Annotated in this window: 18 protein-coding genes; 10 read left to right on the forward strand and 8 right to left on the reverse strand. The window is 42.7% G+C overall.

The features are described from left to right. The 3 genes from CDG76_RS31570 to CDG76_RS31580 all read left to right on the forward strand — a co-directional run. A partial coding sequence (locus CDG76_RS31570) for an MFS transporter (protein ID WP_223265472.1) occupies positions 1-1306 on the forward strand: 1306 nt, incomplete at its 5' end. A 143-nt stretch (positions 1307-1449) separates the two neighbouring features. Further along, positions 1450-2337 carry an NAD(P)-dependent oxidoreductase gene (locus tag CDG76_RS31575; protein ID WP_094352786.1) on the forward strand — a complete coding sequence of 296 codons (888 nt, stop codon included), beginning with the start codon at positions 1450-1452 and terminating at the stop codon, positions 2335-2337. A 19-nt stretch (positions 2338-2356) separates the two neighbouring features. Further along, complete coding sequence (locus CDG76_RS31580) at positions 2357-3022, forward strand: O-methyltransferase (RefSeq protein WP_094352787.1); 666 nt, start codon at positions 2357-2359, stop codon at positions 3020-3022. On the opposite strand, the gene CDG76_RS39470 is transcribed toward CDG76_RS31580, so the two are convergent. After that, the gene (locus tag CDG76_RS39470) at positions 3019-4527 is read right to left on the reverse strand and encodes an ATP-binding protein (protein WP_094352788.1); all 1509 of its coding nucleotides are present in this window, start codon (positions 4525-4527) and stop codon (positions 3019-3021) included. The two genes, CDG76_RS31580 and CDG76_RS39470, sit on opposite strands and share 4 nt — an antisense overlap. 365 nt (positions 4528-4892) lie before the next feature. Beyond that, a complete protein-coding gene (locus CDG76_RS31590) occupies positions 4893-6194 on the reverse strand; it encodes an adenylate/guanylate cyclase domain-containing protein (protein ID WP_094352789.1) in 1302 nt (433 codons plus the stop codon). 133 nt (positions 6195-6327) lie between these two features. Here CDG76_RS31590 and CDG76_RS31595 point away from each other — a divergent pair, with 133 nt between their 5' ends. The 5 genes from CDG76_RS31595 (at position 6328) to CDG76_RS31615 (ending at position 10156) form a co-directional block, all read left to right on the forward strand. Next, positions 6328-7983 (forward strand): DEAD/DEAH box helicase, encoded by a 1656-nt coding sequence (locus CDG76_RS31595; RefSeq protein WP_094352790.1) that lies wholly within the window; start codon positions 6328-6330, stop codon positions 7981-7983. Next, positions 7913-9127: a DUF790 family protein gene (locus tag CDG76_RS31600; RefSeq protein WP_094352791.1), complete on the forward strand. Its 1215-nt coding sequence runs from the start codon at positions 7913-7915 to the stop codon at positions 9125-9127. Before CDG76_RS31595 ends, CDG76_RS31600 begins: the two co-directional genes overlap by 71 nt. Before the next feature lie 15 nt (positions 9128-9142). Next, entirely contained in the window at positions 9143-9379 is a 237-nt protein-coding gene (locus tag CDG76_RS31605) for a hypothetical protein (RefSeq protein ID WP_094352792.1), read from the forward strand. A 101-nt stretch (positions 9380-9480) separates the two neighbouring features. After that, positions 9481-9723, forward strand: a complete 243-nt coding sequence (locus tag CDG76_RS31610) for a hypothetical protein (protein WP_094352793.1) — start codon at positions 9481-9483, stop codon at positions 9721-9723. After that, entirely contained in the window at positions 9704-10156 is a 453-nt protein-coding gene (locus CDG76_RS31615; protein ID WP_094352794.1) for a type II toxin-antitoxin system VapC family toxin, read from the forward strand. The genes CDG76_RS31610 and CDG76_RS31615 overlap by 20 nt, the downstream gene beginning before the upstream one ends. 141 nt (positions 10157-10297) lie before the next feature. Here CDG76_RS31615 and CDG76_RS31620 read toward each other — a convergent pair whose 3' ends face one another. From CDG76_RS31620 to CDG76_RS31630, 3 genes are all read right to left on the reverse strand, one after another. Further along, entirely contained in the window at positions 10298-10990 is a 693-nt protein-coding gene (locus tag CDG76_RS31620; protein WP_094352795.1) for a PD-(D/E)XK nuclease family protein, read from the reverse strand. A 205-nt stretch (positions 10991-11195) separates the two neighbouring features. Beyond that, positions 11196-11468, reverse strand: coding sequence for a type II toxin-antitoxin system RelE family toxin (locus tag CDG76_RS31625; RefSeq protein ID WP_094352796.1), 273 nt, complete (start codon positions 11466-11468; stop codon positions 11196-11198). Then, a complete protein-coding gene (locus CDG76_RS31630; RefSeq protein WP_223265473.1) occupies positions 11465-11692 on the reverse strand; it encodes a hypothetical protein in 228 nt (75 codons plus the stop codon). The genes CDG76_RS31625 and CDG76_RS31630 overlap by 4 nt, the downstream gene beginning before the upstream one ends. A gap of 191 nt (positions 11693-11883) precedes the next feature. Between CDG76_RS31630 and CDG76_RS31635 the strand changes: the two genes are divergently transcribed. Both CDG76_RS31635 and CDG76_RS31640 read left to right on the forward strand, forming a co-directional pair. Further along, positions 11884-12273, forward strand: a complete 390-nt coding sequence (locus CDG76_RS31635; protein WP_190241039.1) for a hypothetical protein — start codon at positions 11884-11886, stop codon at positions 12271-12273. A 75-nt stretch (positions 12274-12348) separates the two neighbouring features. Next, entirely contained in the window at positions 12349-14385 is a 2037-nt protein-coding gene (locus tag CDG76_RS31640) for a tetratricopeptide repeat protein (RefSeq protein ID WP_094352797.1), read from the forward strand. Positions 14386-14706: 321 nt separating this feature from the next. Here CDG76_RS31640 and CDG76_RS31645 read toward each other — a convergent pair whose 3' ends face one another. From CDG76_RS31645 to CDG76_RS31660, 3 genes are all read right to left on the reverse strand, one after another. Beyond that, the gene (locus CDG76_RS31645; protein WP_094352798.1) at positions 14707-15069 is read right to left on the reverse strand and encodes a DUF5615 family PIN-like protein; all 363 of its coding nucleotides are present in this window, start codon (positions 15067-15069) and stop codon (positions 14707-14709) included. A 9-nt stretch (positions 15070-15078) separates the two neighbouring features. After that, positions 15079-15336, reverse strand: a complete 258-nt coding sequence (locus CDG76_RS31650) for a DUF433 domain-containing protein (protein WP_442946399.1) — start codon at positions 15334-15336, stop codon at positions 15079-15081. 1231 nt (positions 15337-16567) lie between these two features. After that, the gene (locus CDG76_RS31660) at positions 16568-18331 is read right to left on the reverse strand and encodes a Rieske (2Fe-2S) protein (protein WP_094352801.1); all 1764 of its coding nucleotides are present in this window, start codon (positions 18329-18331) and stop codon (positions 16568-16570) included. Between the last annotated feature and the right edge of the window lie 155 nt (positions 18332-18486).

The raw sequence follows: 18486 nt of genomic DNA on the forward strand, positions 1-18486 counted from the left end.
GGGAAGCCCCCCAACTATGTCCTTACCCTCCTTCCTAGCGCGTCGTTCGTTCCACTATGGCTGGATCGTAGCTGGTTTAACATTCCTAGCCTTGCTGGTGGCAGCCGGAATCCGCTCTGCTCCTGGAGTTTTTATAGTGCCTCTCGAACAAGAGTTTGGCTGGAGTAGAGCAACTATATCTTTGGCAATCTCCATTAACTTAGTACTCTACGGATTAATTGGCCCTTTTGCTGCCACAGTTATGGAGCGAATCGGCATTCGGCGGATGATGGTATTCTCACTTGCCATCATTGCGCTGGGTGTCGGTTTAACCACTTTAATGTCAGCTTCCTGGCAGCTAGTCTTGCTGTGGGGTGTAGTTGTCGGTAGTGGTAGCGGAGTTATCGCCCTGGTTTTGGGTGCTATTGTCGTCAATCGCTGGTTTTTGGAAAAGCGGGGTCTAGTTCTGGGCATCTTAACCGCTAGTACAGCCACGGGACAACTAGTGTTTCTGCCGATACTAGCCTCAATGGCCGATCGCTTTGGGTGGCGAACTGCGGCTCTCGCTCTGACTGGTGCAGCACTCCTAATTATTCCAGCGATCGCAGTCTTTATGCGCGATCGTCCGGCGGATGTCGGTTTGCGAGCCTTTGGCGACAACAGCGAAACTGTGGAAGTGTTACAGCCCAAAGTCAATTCCATCGCCTCCACTCTTAACGCTCTCTGGCTGGGAATGCGTAATCGAGACTTCTGGCTATTATTTGGTAGCTTTTTTATCTGTGGCGCAAGCACAAACGGGTTAATTGGAACTCATCTAATTCCTGCTTGTATTGACCACGGCATTCCTGAAGTGAAGGCTGCTGGGCTTTTGGCAATCATGGGAATATTCGATTTTTTTGGAACTACTATGTCCGGTTGGCTATCTGACCGTTGGAACAATCGTTACTTATTGTGCTGGTACTACGGACTGCGGGGTTTATCTTTGATTTTCTTGCCCTTCAGTTTTAATTTTTCCTTCTATGGACTTTCCATTTTCGCCGTCTTCTATGGACTTGATTGGATTGCTACCGTACCACCGACAGTCCGTCTTGTTGCCAACATCTTCGGTAAAGAAAATGTCGGCGTGATGTTCGGTTGGATTGTCGCAGGACACCAGCTAGGTGCAGCCACAGCAGCATTCGGAGCCGGAGTGTTGAGAACTTGGACGGGTAGTTATTTACAAGCGTTTATTTTATCAGGCGTTCTCTGTCTGATTGCCGCAGTTTGTGTACTGCAAATTGGTCAAACTCCCACTAAGAGTAATTATCTCGTAGAGAAGAATTCCTAGAGTGTGCGTAAGTCCTCATAACTTGCTTGTTAAGCTTATCCGTGGTTTGATTAAAATACGGCATCTATATAGATTTATCGTAGTTTTTGACTACTCAATACTTGAATTAACTTGTCAGCCACGAAATAAATATAAAACTTTCCATGCCTATCCAAACTATTGGTATTTTAAGTCCGGGTGATATGGGACAAGCGATCGCAGCTGTTCTCAATCAACATGGATTGAAAACTATTGCCGCCCTAAACGATCGCAGCGAACGAACTCGGCAATTAGCAGCCGCAGCCAACATTCAAGATGTGGGTTCCCTTACACAACTGGTAATTGAATCTGATGTGGTGTTGTCAGTTCTAGTCCCCGCAGAGGCTACCCAAGCAGCAAAGCAAGTAGCTGAGGCAATTAGCAATGTGGGTAAATCTATTCTTTACGTTGACTGTAATGCGATCGCACCCCAAAAAGTTATAAATATCGGTCAACTCATTGAATCAGTTGGGGGAACATTCGTAGATGCATCAATTATTGGCCCACCGCCGCGAGTTCCCAATCGCACCCGTATTTACACTTCAGGAAAACAAGCAAATCAACTCCTACAACTGCGAGATCATGGCTTAGATGTGCGGGTGATTGGTGAGGAAATTGGTCAGGCTTCCGGGTTGAAAATGTCTTACGCAGCCCTGACAAAAGGACTTACAGCAATCGGTACAGAATTACTAATTGCAGCCCATCGTTTAGGTTTGGATAAAGAATTATGGGATGAAGTATCTAGTAGTCAAAAAGAACTTGCTAGCATTTTAACCCGTTCCATTCCATCGATGACACCGAAAGCCCATCGTTGGGTAGGAGAAATGGAAGAGATTGCAGAAACCTTTAAAGAGTTAGGTTTAACTGAGCGCATTTTTGACGGAGCAGCCGACGTTTACCGTTTGGTGAAAGACACCTCCTTGGGTAAAGAAACACCAGAAGAGTCTAATCGCGATCGCCCCTTGGATGAAATCATTACAATCCTTTCCAATGAGGCAAGCCCTGACACTTAATTGTAAAAACTGAGAATTTATGACTCAAGAACAATGGACTGCGGTCGATCGTTACTTTAGCGATCTGCTTGTGCCATCAGACCCCGCGCTGGATACAGCCCTCCAAACCAGTGTCGCCGCCGGACTACCGCCGCACAACGTTTCCCCAAACCAGGGCAAACTGCTGCTACTGTTGGCGCAAATCCAAGGAGCGCGAAGCATCTTAGAGATTGGCACACTGGGCGGCTACAGTACGATCTGGCTGGCGCGGGCATTACCCAGCGACGGCCGCCTAATCACGCTGGAGGCTGACCCAAAGCACGCCGAAATTGCCCGTGCCAATATCGCTCACGCTGGTCTGTCCCATATTGTTGACCTCCGCCTGGGAAAAGCGCTCTCTACGCTGCCACAGATTGCCGCCGAAGGTCACGGCCCATTTGACTTAATCTTCATCGACGCAGACAAGCCAAGCAATCCCGAATACTTCGCGTGGGCGCTCAAACTTTCCCGTCGCGGCAGCCTGATTATCGCTGATAATGTTGTGCGTAACGGAGCAGTGATTGATCCTACCAGCAACGATCTTAGCGTCCAGGGGGTGCGTCGTTTCAACGAATTGCTTGCTTCTGAGCCGCGCGTCAGTGCTACGGCAATCCAGACCGTGGGTAGCAAAGGATACGACGGCTTTGCGATCGCGATCGTCATTTAAATAACTTTCATTGGCAGACTGACAACGAAAGTCGCCCCCTGTCCAATTCCTGGACTTTCAGCCGCGACTGTGCCACCGTGTAATTCTACCAAGTGACGGACGATCGCTAACCCTAATCCTAATCCTCCATGCGATCGCGTGCTGGAACTGTCAGCTTGACGAAAGCGTTCAAATACATGGGGTAGGAATTCGGCAGCAATTCCCGCTCCCGTATCACTCACCCGAATTTGCACGCAAGATTCAATGCACTCTAATTGCACATCAACTCTGCCGCCTTTGGGTGTAAACTTGACGGCGTTGGAAAGCAAATTCCACACAACCTGTTGCAAGTGATTGGCAGTTCCCCACGCTCTTACTAAAAACCCATTTTCGACAATTCCCACCAGATTATTCAAAAAATATTTGGAATTTCCTTGCTTATCTATTTCATGGGATTCTGCATCTATTAGTCGGTAGTTAGAACGTATAAAGTTACGCAGGTATGCAATATTATGTGGATCGGAGGCAACAAGAAAGTCTCCTAGTCTGACACCGATAATTTCTTCGGCACGAGAACAGCCATACATCTGCGCCATAACATTGTTGCATTCTGCCAGATAAACATATTGGTAAAAATGTTGAATTTGTTCATCTTCTGGACAATCTAGCGAAATTGGTACTTCCAGTTCGATGCACCAAATACCTTCTGAACTATGCTCTAAAAAAGCGCGGTAGCGTTCTTCGCTTTTGGAAAGGGCAAGTTCTACTTGTTTGTGTTTACTTAAATCAATCACAAAAAAGATAATATTATCTTGGTTATTTTCTAACAAAGCAGAACCTAACAGGATGGGAACGCGGCTACGATCTTTGCGGATGTATTCGTTCTCAAAAGGCTGACACACGCCTTTAGTTGTGAGTTCTGCGTAGGCATAGCCCGCCGTAGGCATCGCACTGTTGTTAGTTTCAATATATTCTGGTGGAATCATGTCGCGCCATCGGACTTGCCCTGCGAGCAAATCCTCCTGCGAATAACCTACCATTTGTAAAAAAGCATCATTAGCCTCTGCGTAGGCGTAGCCCGCCGTAGGCATCGCCCCGTCCATATTGGTTACAATTACCCCAATGATGTTGGACTCTACCAACTTTTTAAACCTTGCTTCACTCACCTGTAGCTTCTGCAAACTCGTTTGAAGATGTTGTTTGGCAGTGCGTAACTCTGAGTTCAGCAAGTTAATAATTGTTGTCACCAGCACAAACAAGCCTAAGCCCAGTATGTTGTCTAGACTCGCAACCAAGAGCGATACTGGTTCTAAAAAAAAGTAGCTGACGGCTAAAGTAGACAAAGCAGTAGCCAGTAATCCTGCTTCCATGCCGCCATACCAGGCACTAACCGCCACGGCAGCAAAAAACAGCAGGAAAATCGTTTGTTTCAGTAGTGGCTGTAGCAATAGTGTTAGTAGCAATACGCTACCAACAGCCAATAGTGCCACAGCATAAGGCGCTAGAAGGGAACGTGTTCCTTTCAATGTGGCTTCTCCTTTATGCAGCTAGCTAAAGGATTATTCCCAAAATCAGCTAGAAAATGCGACGCCGAATAGCCCGTTACAGACATCGCTCAACACCTAATAATGCATCGGAAAAATACATACTAACCGAAAACCAAAAGGATACAAGCCCCTAAATTTATTTATGGAGAAGCAAAAAAATGTATAACGAGTGGCACAGCGCAAGAAATACGAAGTCCGTTTACAAGCCCCTAAATTTATTTATGGGGATCATTAATTTTGAATTTTGTTAGCGCAGCGTTAGCGAATCTGTGAGCGTCATTTTGAATTTTCAATTGGGAGCGTTCGCGCAGCGTCTCGTAGAGAAGCGACTTGACTCCTATTTATTAATTTTTTAAATTAATTCCCTTTAGTATATAAGTCATCATTTCACCTTTACCTTTCACTTGAATTAAACCTCGTTTATCCAATAAGTATTTATCCTTTAAAAGCTGATAACTTGCTTCACAAACCTGGATACTACCTGCAATACCATGTGATTCCATTCTACTAGCTATATTGACTGTATCTCCCCAGAGGTCGTAGGCAAACTTTTTCAGCCCAATCACCCCTGCTACTACTGGCCCTGTACTAATGCCAATACGAATGCTAAAGGATTGGTTATTTTCTTTGTTAAAAGTAGCTATAGCATTTTGCATATCCAAAGCCATGTTAGCTATTGCTGGAGCATGATTATTAGATTGATTTGGCAACCCAGCAACAGCCATATACGCATCGCCAATGGTCTTGATTTTCTCTACCCCATGACGTTCTGCTAATTGGTCAAACAGACAGAATATTGTATTTAATAACTCGACTAATTCTGCCGGTGAGGTGTGAGATGAAAGCTCTGTAAAGCCAACAATATCAGCAAATAGCACCGTAACTTCCAGAAAGTTATCGGCAATAGTTGCCGGCTGTTGTTTTAATTGTTCTGCAATCATCTCTGGCAAAATATTTAGTAGCAGCCGTTCTGATTTGTGCTGCGCTAGTTCCATTGCCTTACGAGCGTAAAATTCTTTTTTTCGTAAGCGTTCGTATAAATAGACAGAGAAAACACAAATTATGCAAGTCCAAAAGAAATATAATCCTTGCTCAATATAAAAGGCTGACGGATTTTTCAAGATGGGGCTATATAAAATATATAAAGTCAAATAGCAAAGTATTGTTCCGAGTTGAGATATTAAATGCATCCACCATTGGACTGGAATGATTGTAGCTTGAGTGAGAAACATCAAAGTCCAAATATTGCTTCTCGGTTCTAGATTATTAAACAGCAAAGCTATATCAATTTGGACAGCACAAGTTACAGACCAGCATAAACTCAAAAAAATTAAATCAGGATAGCGGCGACCGATAGGAGTTTTGCATAAACCCCAACAAATAAGAGTGAATAATTCTACTACAAGCCCAATTTTAAAAGCGTATATCTTGCCTTCTAATTGTGAATTTACCCAAAGAAAAAAAGCAATTAAAGTCAAGCCAGCTATTAATATAATCTGCGCCTGCAATTGCAGCCGTTTCAGCAAAAAGCTCTGTCGCTGTTCTTTGTAGGATTCGGACAGGTTATTGTTGGTTTGCCGATAGGACATTCCGTGACTAATGAGCGCATCTAGTTGGGTTTTGTCGGAGTTAGTTGGATGAATCATGCACTTTTTGCGTTATTAGTAATCAAGGGAGTGATGGAGATGAGGGAGAGGAGGGAAAACAACTCTTTACTCAGCACGGGCTGAACGCCCCGCTACCGCTAACAGCACTTTCAACGCCCAATGCCCAATAATCATGGCTCGTACCCCTACATTAAATTTTGATCGTGGCACATTAATTTTGCATCCACCACCACGCGGCAAAGGTTGGATGGACTATGCTACGTGGGATGATAGAGTTGAAAAATTCCGCATCCCAGCAATTAGATACCGATCGCTAGTGGAAGCACTACAAGCGGAAGATGTGAATTTTATCGATGAGGCGAAGCAATTTTATCCTGTAGATTTGGTTCCTACTCTGGAAATGGAACCCTATCCCCACCAAACTGAGGCGCTAGCGGCTTGGAAACTGGCGGGTAGACAAGGAGTCGTTGTACTTCCCACGGCGGCGGGAAAGACTTATTTGGCGCAAATGGCGATGCAATCAACGCCACGCACGACGCTGATTGTAGTGCCAACTTTGGATTTGATGCATCAGTGGTATGCACATTTAGTAGCGGCTTTCCCCGATGCTGAGGTGGGATTGCTGGGAGGTGGTTCGCGGGATAGAACGGCTATCTTAGTTGCAACTTATGATAGTGCCGCAATTCACGCCGAAACGTTAGGAAATCAATATGCGTTGATTGTTTTTGATGAATGTCATCATTTACCAACAGATTTTAATCGGGTAATTGCTGAATATGCGATCGCACCTTATCGCTTGGGACTCTCTGCGACACCAGAACGTACCGATGGTAAACACGCTGACTTAAATATCCTCATTGGTCAAGAAGTATATCGCAAACGCGCTGAAGATTTGGCAGGGAAGGCGTTAGCAGAGCATGAAATTGTCCAAATTAAGGTAAAGTTATCGCAACTTGAACGGGAAAGATACAATCAACTAATTCAAACCCGCAATGACTTTTTGAAGCAATCGAAAATTTCTTTAGGGAGTTTGCAAGGTTGGCAAATGTTCGTGCAAATGAGCGCGCGATCGCAATCTGGACGTAGGGCAATGTTAGCGCACCGAGAAGCGAAAGATATCGCTTTGGGTACTGATGGGAAGTTGCGAATTTTGATTAATTTATTAGCAGAACATTATCCAGCAAGAATTTTGATTTTTACTGCTGATAATGCAACGGTTTATCGCATTTCTCAAGAGTTGCTAATTCCGGCAATTACTCATCAAACTCCTGTGAAAGAACGGCATGAGATATTAACAAAGTTTCGAGAGGGTAAATATAATACTTTGGTTGCTTCTCATGTGTTGAATGAAGGGGTTGATGTACCTGCGGCTTCTGTGGCGATTATTTTATCGGGAACAGGTTCGGCTAGGGAGTATACTCAGCGCTTGGGGAGGATTTTACGGAAGGGCAATATTGAGAATAAACAGGCGATTTTGTATGAAGTGGTGGCGGAGGATACGAGTGAAGAGGGGACTTCAGCTAGGCGGAGAGGGGAGAGGAGAGCAGGGGGAGCAGGGGAGGCAGGGGAAGCAGGGGGAGAAAAAGAGGGGAAAGGGAAGTTACAGGTTGTGTATGGGAGTGGGAAGGAACGGAGTTTGAAGGCGGCGGAACAGTTAGAAATTAATTATTCAGTCCAAAATCCAAAACTTGTACTGAGCGTTCGCGCAGCGTCTCCCTTAGGAGAAGTCGAAGTATCTAAAATCCAAAATTCAGCAGATGTTACCGACAGACTTACTGATGCATCGCCAAAACGGGGAGGAGATCATCCCGAAGAGACTGAAGATTGATCGAGCAACTTCGGAGTTGGCGACTGAGTTAATTAATTATTTTCAATCAGCAGTAGGGAAGACTCAAGGGGTGCTTGAGCGACAACTGACTGATTTTGAAGGAGATTCTACAGATTATCGGGTGAAGCGAGGGTTAGCTTATATTCTCAAAAGCAGTTTTTGCACTTTTGAGGTGGTTAGTCCTTTGGAACCACAAATGTTAAGAGAACGGGTGTTTTCTTTGGCTGCAAAGTCTGTTTCTAGTCGAGAATCAACACAAGTTACTCTGAGTAAAATTGCTGAGGAGTTAACTCAAGAACTTGAGCGGGAAGTTTTACTAGAACAGGTTCGTAATGGATTATATGCTGATTTATCAGAGAATAAAATTTTGACTGTTTTTGATGCACCAACAGCACCAGATGTGTTAAATCGATATAACTTATCTCAGGTACAGGGTGTATTTTATAAAGCCAGTCAACTGGTGTTAAATGCTCATCGCAATGTTCCGGGAGAATATAAGCTATTATTTCGCTATTTAAAGTTGTTTCAATTGATGGCTTATATTGAGGGTGATGCTGACCACGGGTTTACAATTACGATAGATGGACCGACGAGTTTGTTTAATCCTAGTACGCGATATGGGTTAGCGATCGCTAAACTTATTCCGGCTTTACTTCACGTTACTAAATGGAGTCTTTCGTCGATTCTCCAAACCCGTGACGCTTATACAAATGCCTGGAAAACTGGACGTTTTACTCTCAATTCAGAATGTGGTTTGGTATCCCACTATCCACCAGGAAAGCCCTACGATAGTATGTTAGAAGCATCCTTTGCTGATAAGTGGGATGCTTTAAAAAGTGGTTGGGCGTTAGAGCGAGAAGTTGATTTGATACCGATTCCTGGTAGTGTGATGATTCCCGATTTCCGCTTAGTTCATGCTGATGGCCGCACCTTCTTGTTAGAAATTGTTGGTTATTGGCGACCAGAATATTTACAAAAGAAGTTTTCTCAGGTGCGGCGGGCTGGACGTGATGACTTAATTTTGGCAATTTCCGAGCGACTTAATTTAGAAAAGGCGGGAGTAAAATTAAATGATGTCCCCGCGAGAATTGTTTGGTTTAAAGATAAGTTATTGCCAAAAGCTGTTTTAGCTGTAATGGATTGATTAAGGAGGAATAAGATGAAAAGTATAGAAACAATTGCCACAGTTCCCAAAGATGGTAAGATTACAGCGCAATTACCATTGGATATTCCAGAAGGTGAACATCAACTGGTAATAGTAATTGATGAAAAGCTTTTGACTGAGGAAACAGAGAATAAAGAAAAGAAAGCGCCTCTCAAATTTTCCGCCTATCCTGTAGGATTAGTCTCGGAAAGTTTAACTTTCCGCAGAGAAGACCTTTATGCAAACGACTAATAATCGTGTATTTATCTATACGAATATTTTCGTTTATGCAAATGTGTCCAAACCTTTCTTCCACCAAGCAGTGATGTATTAATCGATTAGAAATAGTAAGTATGAAAAGTATAGAAACAATTGCCACGGTTACAAAAGATGGTAAGATTACAGCGCAATTACCATTGGATATTCCAGAGGGTGAGCATCAGGTAGTAATAGTAATTGATGAAAAGCCTTTGACTGAGGAAGCAGAGAGCAAGGAAAAGCGTCCTCCTCTAAACTTTCCTGTGCATAATTATGGCCCTTGGCCTGAAAACCTTTCTTTAAGACGTGAGGATATGTATGGTGATTGGGGGCGGTAATCCTGTTTTTCTAAATACAAATATCCTGGTGTACGCTAGTCAGATTCAGTCTCTATTTCACCAACCTGCTATAGAGGCTATTCAAGATTTTTATGATGCAGGAGTTGAGTTCTGGATTAGCCGACAAGTATTGCGGGAATATTTGGCTACTCTTACCCGTCCGCAACAATTTGCCAACCCACTACTAATTGCAATAGTAATTCAGGATCTCCGCTATTTCTATAACCGATTCCGGGTGGCTGAAGATAATTCTCAAGTGACAGAAAGGTTACTGGCACTCATGGAGGAAATTTCTAGCGGTGGTAAGCAAGTTCATGATGCAAATATTGTCGCCACGATGCTAGTTTATGGCATTCCTCAGTTACTCACTCACAACACAGGTGATTTTGCAAGATTTTCTGGGTTAATTACTGTCTTGCCATTACAAGGTTAACGCCGTGTGCGACTTTATCTCAAAGCTAACCCCCAACCCCTTCCCTACTAGCATTGGGGAGCAAGAATCAAAGTCTCTCGACCTTTCGGGGAGAGGAATGGAAGCGGGGTTCCAATTTCGGTAATTGTACAATTCCACTGGCTAACCCCAAACGCTTCTGCGTTCCCAATATTCAGCAACTCTTTTTTCCCACTGCTCCCAGTAATCTTTAATAACTGCTGATTCAAACCAGAATACCTCTGCTGGCATTTCTGGAATCGCTATTACTAACAGAGCGTGCTTTAGCTGAATCCCATAATCTCGATAATACTCGTTAGCTGCTCCTATGTATGCCGTAAGTTGCAGTGGATGTTCATATAAATGCTCAATTGAACCTTTGGGTTTGTCTGCTGTTTTCCACTCACAAATACAGGGAATACCTTGATAGCTGGCAATACAATCAACTTTGCCAGAATAATTCAAATCCTGATGAAAAATAGAGCCTTCCACGAGTCTAACTGTGTCAATTTCTTCTAAAACTGGCTTGATACTCTCCCAATAAGGGCGACTCGCTTCGGGACAAACAGGGTTTTGTCCAAGGAGGTAGCGCTCAATTTGCTTGTGTGTTTGGGTTCCCCGACGGCTAGCAGTTGTAGTAATGCGGCTAGCTTCTTCTGTACCAACACGCGCTTTCCAGTTTAATAATCTGTCTCTGTCCGCTTGTGATTTGGTGGCATTAAGTATTGTAGTCACGCTGGGAAAGCGATTTCCGTTGGCATCTACATAATATTGTTTACCATTTTCTCTTTTGGCTGTGGCATTAATACGTGGTAGCAGTTGGGTATCAAATTGCATTATTAATTCGTGCTTCGTAATTTGTAATTAAAAAAGTGGCGATTATAAATTGTAGTTCATCTTGCACACAGGCAAAACTTGCTTTTGCAGGTTTTAAAACTTTAATTTTTATTAGTCCGCGTAGGTAGACTACTCTGCGGTAAGCCGCAAAGCATCTATGTTTGTATAGGCGCGAATTCTATTCGCCAAATCATTGAAAATGGTTTTATTTGGGAAAATAACCATAAATATCTTTCCGGTGTAGTACTCGCTGAAATAAGACTATTTCTCCATCAAAAATAATTCCAATACGATAATCACCAACGCGGATGCGATAAGCATTTTCATAGCCCTGAAGTTTTTTGAAGTTAGTAATTTCTTCAAAGATTAATATTTGTGGTACTTCTTCAAAAGCAAGGGTTTTAATAGTCTCATAGTAAGGTGTACTTTTCAGAGCCTTGAGATCCTTGATAAAGCTGGGTAGATATTGGGTAATCACTCTTGTTCTAGTTGTGCTAATGCTTCATCAATATTTAGAGGTATTTCATGTTTTACTGCTTTCATTGCTAAGATAAGTCCTTCATCCTCAATAGCTTCTAGCAAATGTAGATAGTCATCAAAATCTATGATTACTTTGCGGATATTACCTTCCTTATCAGTAATCAGTTCTTGAGCAAAAGGGTATTTATCAGCTTGCATTTTGGTTGCGATTTTAGTAGTCATACTATGACTTTAGCGTTAATAGATATCGTATGGCTTTAGCAAATGTATTTGTAAGATTTTATTCAAGAGAAAAACGCGAGAAAACCCACTTTCCAAGATTAATGTTAATAATTTTGTATTATTTATTCCTAAACGAGATACATTGAATGTACAATACCTCAGAGCGTAATCTCGTAATTAATGGGTAAAATATGGAGCCTGTAACCCTGACAGCTGCCTGGATCGCAACCTTAGTGATTACGAAAGCTTTTGAAAAAACTGGCGAAATCCTGGGAGAAAAAGCTTTAGAGCAAGGTGGTAACTTATTATCATTGCTCAAGCGTAAAGCACCTACCACAGCGGCAGCTATCGAACTAGCTCAAACACAACCTCTAGATTATGGTCAAGCTTCTCTGATTGAGCAGGTAGAAGAAGCTGCAAAAAAAGACCCTGAAATTGCTCAAGCTGTTGAGGATGTAGCAGATACTGTTAAATCTCAACCCTCTATCATCCAGAATTTTACGAACACAGTTGATAAAAATTATGGCGGGAATGTTGGGAACGTTTCTAATGACAACCGCAATCAAACGTTTAATTTCTGACTACAGTCGCCTGAAGGGGAACAGGTAAAGTTAAATCCCTCTACTGAAACACCGCAAAATTTACCCCTAAGTGGGGTGGTGAAGTTTGTCGGGCGTGAGGCTGAACTGCAAAACCTGCATGAGATGTTGCAGGAAAATAATCAGGTGGTAATTGCCGCTATTGCTGGCATGGGTGGACTGGGTAAAACAGAACTGGCCTTACAATATGCAAAGGCTCACCGTGAAACTTACAAGGGTGGAATTTGCTGGTTACTGGCAAAGGCTGAAGATGTGGGTATTCAAATTGTGCAGTTTGCTAGAACTCACCTTGACTTAAACCCACCAGAGGATTTAACAGAAGATTTTCAAAACAAATTACTCGCACAAGTACAGTACTGCTGGCGGCATTGGCGTGAGGCGGGTGATGTGCTGCTAGTGCTGGATGATGTCGCGGAATACAAAGAAGTTAAGCCCTACTTCCAGTCGCTATCTTCTCGGTTTAAAGTGCTAATGACCACAAGGGAAAAATTACAGCCGCCCATAGTGCGATTAGACTTGGATTTGCTGAAACCATTGGCAGCAATCAACCTATTAAAATCGTTAGTGGGTAAAGAACGACTGCAACGTGAGCCTTGGATTGCTAGAAGACTTTGTAAGCATCTCGGTTATTTGCCTTTGGGTTTGGAATTAGTCGGGAGATATCTGGCTCTTGATGAAGATTTATCTCTAGCAGAAATCTTGCAACAATTGAAAGATGAAGGTTTGACAAATGAAGCGGTAGACGAAGCTCCACAAGAAATGACCGCTAAACTAGGTGTAGCTGCTGCCTTTGAGTTAAGTTGGCGGCGTTTACAGGAAAACGCCCAAGTTTTAGGTTGTCTTTTGAGTTTATTTGCCTTGGCTCCGATTCCTTGGAAATTGGTAGAAGGCAATGAAGCTAAAGAGCAAAAAAAAGCCAGACGCGATTTGTTAAAGTTCTATTTACTCCAACGCAAAGGTGAGGAAACATATCAACTTCATCCACTACTGCGCGAGTTTTTTCAATATAAGCTTACAGGTTTAGAACAAGCAGAAGAATTAAAGCGATCGCTTTGTCGGGTAATGGTAGCAGTCGCCAAGAAAATTCCTCAAAATCCTATGCGTGAGAGCATAATGGTTTTTTCCTCCGCTATCCCTCACATAGCGGATGTTGGCAAGAATCTAACTGAATATCTCACGGATGAGGAGCTTACTTCGCCTTTCATAGGTTTAGGTCGATTTTACGTGGGTCAGGCATTTTATGACCAAGCTACACTTTGGCTTGAGCAGTGCCTAACCTTGACTCTAAATCGTTTTGATTCTGAGCATCCCACTGTTGCCACGTCCCTCGAAAACTTGGGGTTTACTTATTTCTCTCAAGGTAGTTATACAAAAGCCGAACAACTTTTGTTGCAAGCATTGGAAATCAGACAGCGCCAGTTTGGAGAACAGTATCATCCGCAAGTAGCATATAACCTTAATGCTTTGGGAATGACCTACTGCGCTCAAAGGCGTTACAAAGAAGCTGAATTGTTTTATTTTGAAGCTTTGAAATTCTGGCTACGTCACTTCGGAGAGCAGCATCTTGATATCGCTCTTAGCCTGAATAATATAGCTCATCTTTACTATTGTCAGGAGCGTTATAACAAAGCGGAACCCTTTTTTGTACAAGCCTTGGAGCTAAGGCGGTTCTTGCTACCAGAACAGCATCCTGATGTGGCACAAAGCCTTAATAATCTGGCAGCAGTATACTTTTATCAAGGTCGCTATCAAGAAGCAGAACCGTTATATGTGCAAGCCTTGGATCTGCTTAAAGACTGGCTACCAGAACAGCATCCTGATATAGCACAAAGCCTTAATAATCTGGCTAGACTGTATCAATCTCAAAGTCGCTACAAAGAAGCAGAACCGTTGTATGTACAAGCCTTCGAGATTTACAAGCGCAGCTTAGGGTCAGAGCATCCTCAGACAATCATCTGTTGGAACAATTACATAATGTTTTTGAGGCAGGCAATTCTTGATGGTCGTGCCAATTTGGATCTATTGAGAGATGATCCTTTAGGTCAGGTGATCTTGGAGGCAATTCAAGCAGAGCGTGAGCAATCAAAGGATTAGGAGTAGTGAAGGCAATTTCAGTAATGCGACTGCTTGACAGAAATAAAATTCAACTTCGGTGAGTCATCCCCACACTATCACTGTTCGTAAAAATCTGGCAAATCTTAGCGATCGCCTCTCCCCACCACAATAAAATTTGACTTCTCAGCAAAGCATACCGTAATCAAACTGAAAAAAGCGTTAGCGGAGCTTACCGTTCGCGTAGCGTTCCGTAGGAAAGGTATCGCTTTAACTCGGCTTTTCCTGTTCTGAACTCTGAGGTAGAATGAGGTTCCCCAACCTACGTCAGTTTTAGTTTTTAGCCTTAACCCAAGCGTATTGTTATATAGGCAATCGCCTCACTCGGAAAGTTTCATTACTTACAGAAATAATTACCCCTAACTCTAAATCTTCCTGGCATTCACTCAAAACTTGAGTCAACCGTTCATTAATTGCATCATAATTTTCGTTCCCCAACCTAAACAAAATCACACTGGGTAAACTATCGCCACTCACGGCTAAAAGTTGGGCAAAATCTAAATCTATAGTTAATAAAATTCTTCCTTCTGCACGGGTTTTAATTAAAATCTCATCATCTGGTAGTCTTTGCAAACCTTCATCGCGCAAATGCACTACATCATAACCAGCACCACGCAACCAAGTTACAGTGCGTAGTGAAATTCCCATATCTGCCAAAAACTTCATTATTACTTGTTAAGCACTTTTGAAGATATAAACCCGTTCTTGAGTCAACCATGCTGCATAAAGAAGAGATTGACGAATATCTTCTGCTTCTAAATCAGGATATTCTTCTAAAATTTCTTCTATAGGCTTTCCATGAGCTACCAAATTTACCACTAAAGAAACCGGAATTCGCATCCCGCGAATGCAAGCTTGTCCAGCCATAATGCTAGGATCAAATGTAATTCTCTCCAGACCTAACATAAACGATCGCTCCAAAATCTTTTTCATCGCTCTGAGGTGCAATGATGATATTGTAAAGCCTAGCGCTCGATTTTTGATTGTAAACCCATAAGCGATCGCCTTTTAGATAAAATCCTGAGCGCATCAGTGTCGTTGTGTAGAGTGCGAATCTACGCGTAGGCGATGCCTGCGGCGGGCTACGCCTCCCCCCAAATTCAGAATAAGCTAGTTTTGTGCAAAGCGTACCGTGATAAAACTGAAAAGCGCGTTAGCGTTCCGAAGCAAAGGTATCGCCTAGACTAAAATTCATATTAAATTAAGCAAAAATGCCTAATTGGTTACTCAAAAGAAGCTTTTATCCCTCTTCTGTCACTCTCCGAAAACTTTTGCCATTTCTGAATTCTAGAGCTTTTGTATAGCAAGCGATCGCGCGATTCTTTTCTAATAACAAATACAAGACCGATTTTTTTCTAATAGTATAGCTTGTATTGATTGCCTCATGAGGCTTCTAGCGATCGCTCTCCCGGAGAGTGACAGAACAGGGTTATATCATGTTCGCATAATTAGTTATGATTTCCACAGTCATTGCACCCCACCCCTTAATCCCCTCCCCGCAAGCGGGGAGGGGAGACGAAGCGTAGCTTTGGCGGGGTGGGGTTCTTCGGGTTTAATAAGTAATCAAGCGAACATGATATTACTTGTTCAAAAGCAGCTTTTAATTTCGCATTTTAGTGTTTTCCACAAACAAAAGCAGCTTTCACTTCTTCAAAAGCAGCTTTTAATCTCGCATTTGAGTGTTTTCCACAAACAAAAGCAGCTTTTACTTCTTCAAAAGCAGCTTTTAATCTCGCATTTGAGTGTTTTCCACAAACAAAAGCAGCTTTTACTTTCTCATTTGAGTGTTTTCCGCAAACAAAAGCAGCTTTTACTTTCTTAAACCCCAGTTTGCTTTCTCAACAGCTACTTTCAGACGGGGTGACAAATTTTCATCGAGTAAAAAACGAACCTTCACTAAGCACTTACCTGATGTTTATTTCTTTGTGCCAATGCGGTGTCCTTTTAGGCGAATATCATCGGCTGATAAAAAGTCAAAATAATCTTCTAGTTGCATGAACCTATCCCAAATGGAGTTTATAGTTATATTATCTCGCCTCAAAGCCTTGAATAATAGTGTCGTCAAGGCTTAGGCGTAGCACTTATATCTCAATACAGTTCAGAATGAGCAACAAAACCCTCATGTAGAGACGCGATTTATCGCGTCTTAAAAGTGTAATGCCGGTCACGATTCTTCAAATAAGCGAGCGCCTTGATGTAAACGTTCCGCAATTTGATAAGTTTGTCCTTGAGATCGCATTGTTGGAGAATGAGCGGCTAAATACCGAGATGCAGCCACTAGTATATGAATTCCAGCCGAAGTTTGACCGAGGAAAGAATATTGACGAAAAGCGGCTTCCATTTCTTGAATGACATGAAAATCACGGTTTTCTCGCAGCATCAATTTCCCCAGTTTTGCCATCAGTCTTTCAGCACTACCACCACTGTATAAATAATTAGCAACTAATTGCCCTGTCTGGTTTACTTGCTGCTGACGGTTTAATAAATCTGGTAGCTGCTGGAGTAATTGTTCGGGATTTTCCCCGATTTCTTTGGGTTCTGGCAGCCGTGCTGGCGGGACATTCAAAAAACGATTTAAATACACACTCATCGCCGCATCAAACACACCTCTTAATAGTTCAACTGTTGGTACTCTTCGTAAAGCTTGATGTACAGCATTTGCAAACGTAAATGGATGGTGGGCTGAATTCCAATCTCCAAAATCATTATTAGTGTGGAAACGAGCTACTCGTAATGCTGCTGTATAAGTAACTACACTAGCTAATTGTTCTTCAGTACAACCTGCTGCTAGTGCATTCAATAGCGAGTCTGCGATCGCTTGTGGGTCTTCACCCAATAAAATGGGTACTAATTCCTCTGCTTGTGACCAACTTCCCTGTCGAGATTTTCCCACACTTAATACAGTCGGTAATTGCTCAAAAGCCGACTCTAATATTGCCACCAAATCTACAGGGTAACGCCAAGAGTTGGATTCTTCCATCCGAGAGGCATTGGCTAAACCTGAAACTAGGCTAGCCAGAATTGATTCTGCTGCTTGCCAAGCTATAGTATCAAGTGCTTCTAATGCTTTATTGATAAAATCAACTGTATGCCCAACATCAAGATAGCGCCGATCCGTAGCAGCACAGAAAAGCATATCTGCTATTTGCTTTGAATTAGCTCCTGAACGAACAGCAGATACTAAACATCTTTGTGCCGCTTCCGCATCCCGCACCTGAATAAATTGGCGAAACCAGCTTTTGAGAGTCGCCAAATCTACTTTTGAGTTGGGTAATGGGTGAACAACAAACTCTGGTGGCGCCCCTGCACTATCATTAGCTACTGCTGATAGTCCGTGGAATAAAGCACGAGGTTTGTCTTCTACATCGAGATAAGGTAGTAGATTCATCATACAGGTGTGGATAGTCAAACCTGTACTCCAACCCGCTTTGTTATAACGAGTGCCAAATTCTAGCCCCATGAGAAATGGTTCTGTCGGGTTCACTCCTATATCTAAAAGTGCCAGTGTTGATTTTGCAATCACTAAAGAAATATTCTGCTCTAAACCGTCTTGCAGACGTTGGCGATGGTGGGTATGAGGGTTAACTGGTGGTGCTAAATTTATCCAAACTTCACCATCACGGATTTCTACCGGGAAACAAGGAACATCATCTGCCCACGAGTCAAAGGTTCCACCACTAGCAAGGTCAAAGCGGGCATAATGCCAAGGACAGGTAACAATACCATCTTTGCAAGTGCTTCCTTGTAAGGGAAAGCCCATGTGAGGACAACGGTTATCAATTGCGTAAACTGTATTATTTGAGTAAAACAAAGCAATCGTATGTTTTTCCTTATGGACTAACAAACTGCCTGCTGCCTGAACTTCTGCAAGTTGAGCAACACGGATATAATCGTCTGTTTTCGTCGCACCTTCAAATATTTGAGTCATCTAATTGCACGTAGGTAAATGTCAAAACCCTTATTTCTACTCTGGCAAAGTTTTTCAAATTTGAGCATTTATGCATTCTAATTTTTGTTAACTTATACCAATTACTCAAGGGTTTTCGGCATATTTCTTATAATATTGCACCCCACCCCCAGCCC

It is taken from the genome of Nostoc sp. 'Peltigera membranacea cyanobiont' 210A (assembly GCF_002246015.1).
Taxonomy (GTDB): domain Bacteria; phylum Cyanobacteriota; class Cyanobacteriia; order Cyanobacteriales; family Nostocaceae; genus Nostoc.

Bases quoted from the DNA above. Each gene is read 5' to 3' on its own strand.
- CDG76_RS31645 (WP_094352798.1), bottom strand. From the start codon at position 15,069: ATGAAGTTTTTGGCAGATATGGGAATTTCACTACGCACTGTAACTTGG.
- CDG76_RS31605 (WP_094352792.1), top strand. From the start codon at position 9,143: ATGAAAAGTATAGAAACAATTGCCACAGTTCCCAAAGATGGTAAGATT.
- CDG76_RS31635 (WP_190241039.1), top strand. From the start codon at position 11,884: ATGGAGCCTGTAACCCTGACAGCTGCCTGGATCGCAACCTTAGTGATT.
- CDG76_RS31660 (WP_094352801.1), bottom strand. From the start codon at position 18,331: ATGACTCAAATATTTGAAGGTGCGACGAAAACAGACGATTATATCCGT.
- CDG76_RS31600 (WP_094352791.1), top strand. From the start codon at position 7,913: ATGTTACCGACAGACTTACTGATGCATCGCCAAAACGGGGAGGAGATC.
- CDG76_RS31615 (WP_094352794.1), top strand. From the start codon at position 9,704: ATGGTGATTGGGGGCGGTAATCCTGTTTTTCTAAATACAAATATCCTG.
- CDG76_RS31590 (WP_094352789.1), bottom strand. From the start codon at position 6,194: ATGATTCATCCAACTAACTCCGACAAAACCCAACTAGATGCGCTCATT.
- CDG76_RS31575 (WP_094352786.1), top strand. From the start codon at position 1,450: ATGCCTATCCAAACTATTGGTATTTTAAGTCCGGGTGATATGGGACAA.
- CDG76_RS31620 (WP_094352795.1), bottom strand. From the start codon at position 10,990: ATGCAATTTGATACCCAACTGCTACCACGTATTAATGCCACAGCCAAA.
- CDG76_RS31610 (WP_094352793.1), top strand. From the start codon at position 9,481: ATGAAAAGTATAGAAACAATTGCCACGGTTACAAAAGATGGTAAGATT.
- CDG76_RS31595 (WP_094352790.1), top strand. From the start codon at position 6,328: ATGGCTCGTACCCCTACATTAAATTTTGATCGTGGCACATTAATTTTG.
- CDG76_RS31580 (WP_094352787.1), top strand. From the start codon at position 2,357: ATGACTCAAGAACAATGGACTGCGGTCGATCGTTACTTTAGCGATCTG.
- CDG76_RS31650 (WP_442946399.1), bottom strand. From the start codon at position 15,336: ATGAAAAAGATTTTGGAGCGATCGTTTATGTTAGGTCTGGAGAGAATT.
- CDG76_RS31630 (WP_223265473.1), bottom strand. From the start codon at position 11,692: ATGACTACTAAAATCGCAACCAAAATGCAAGCTGATAAATACCCTTTT.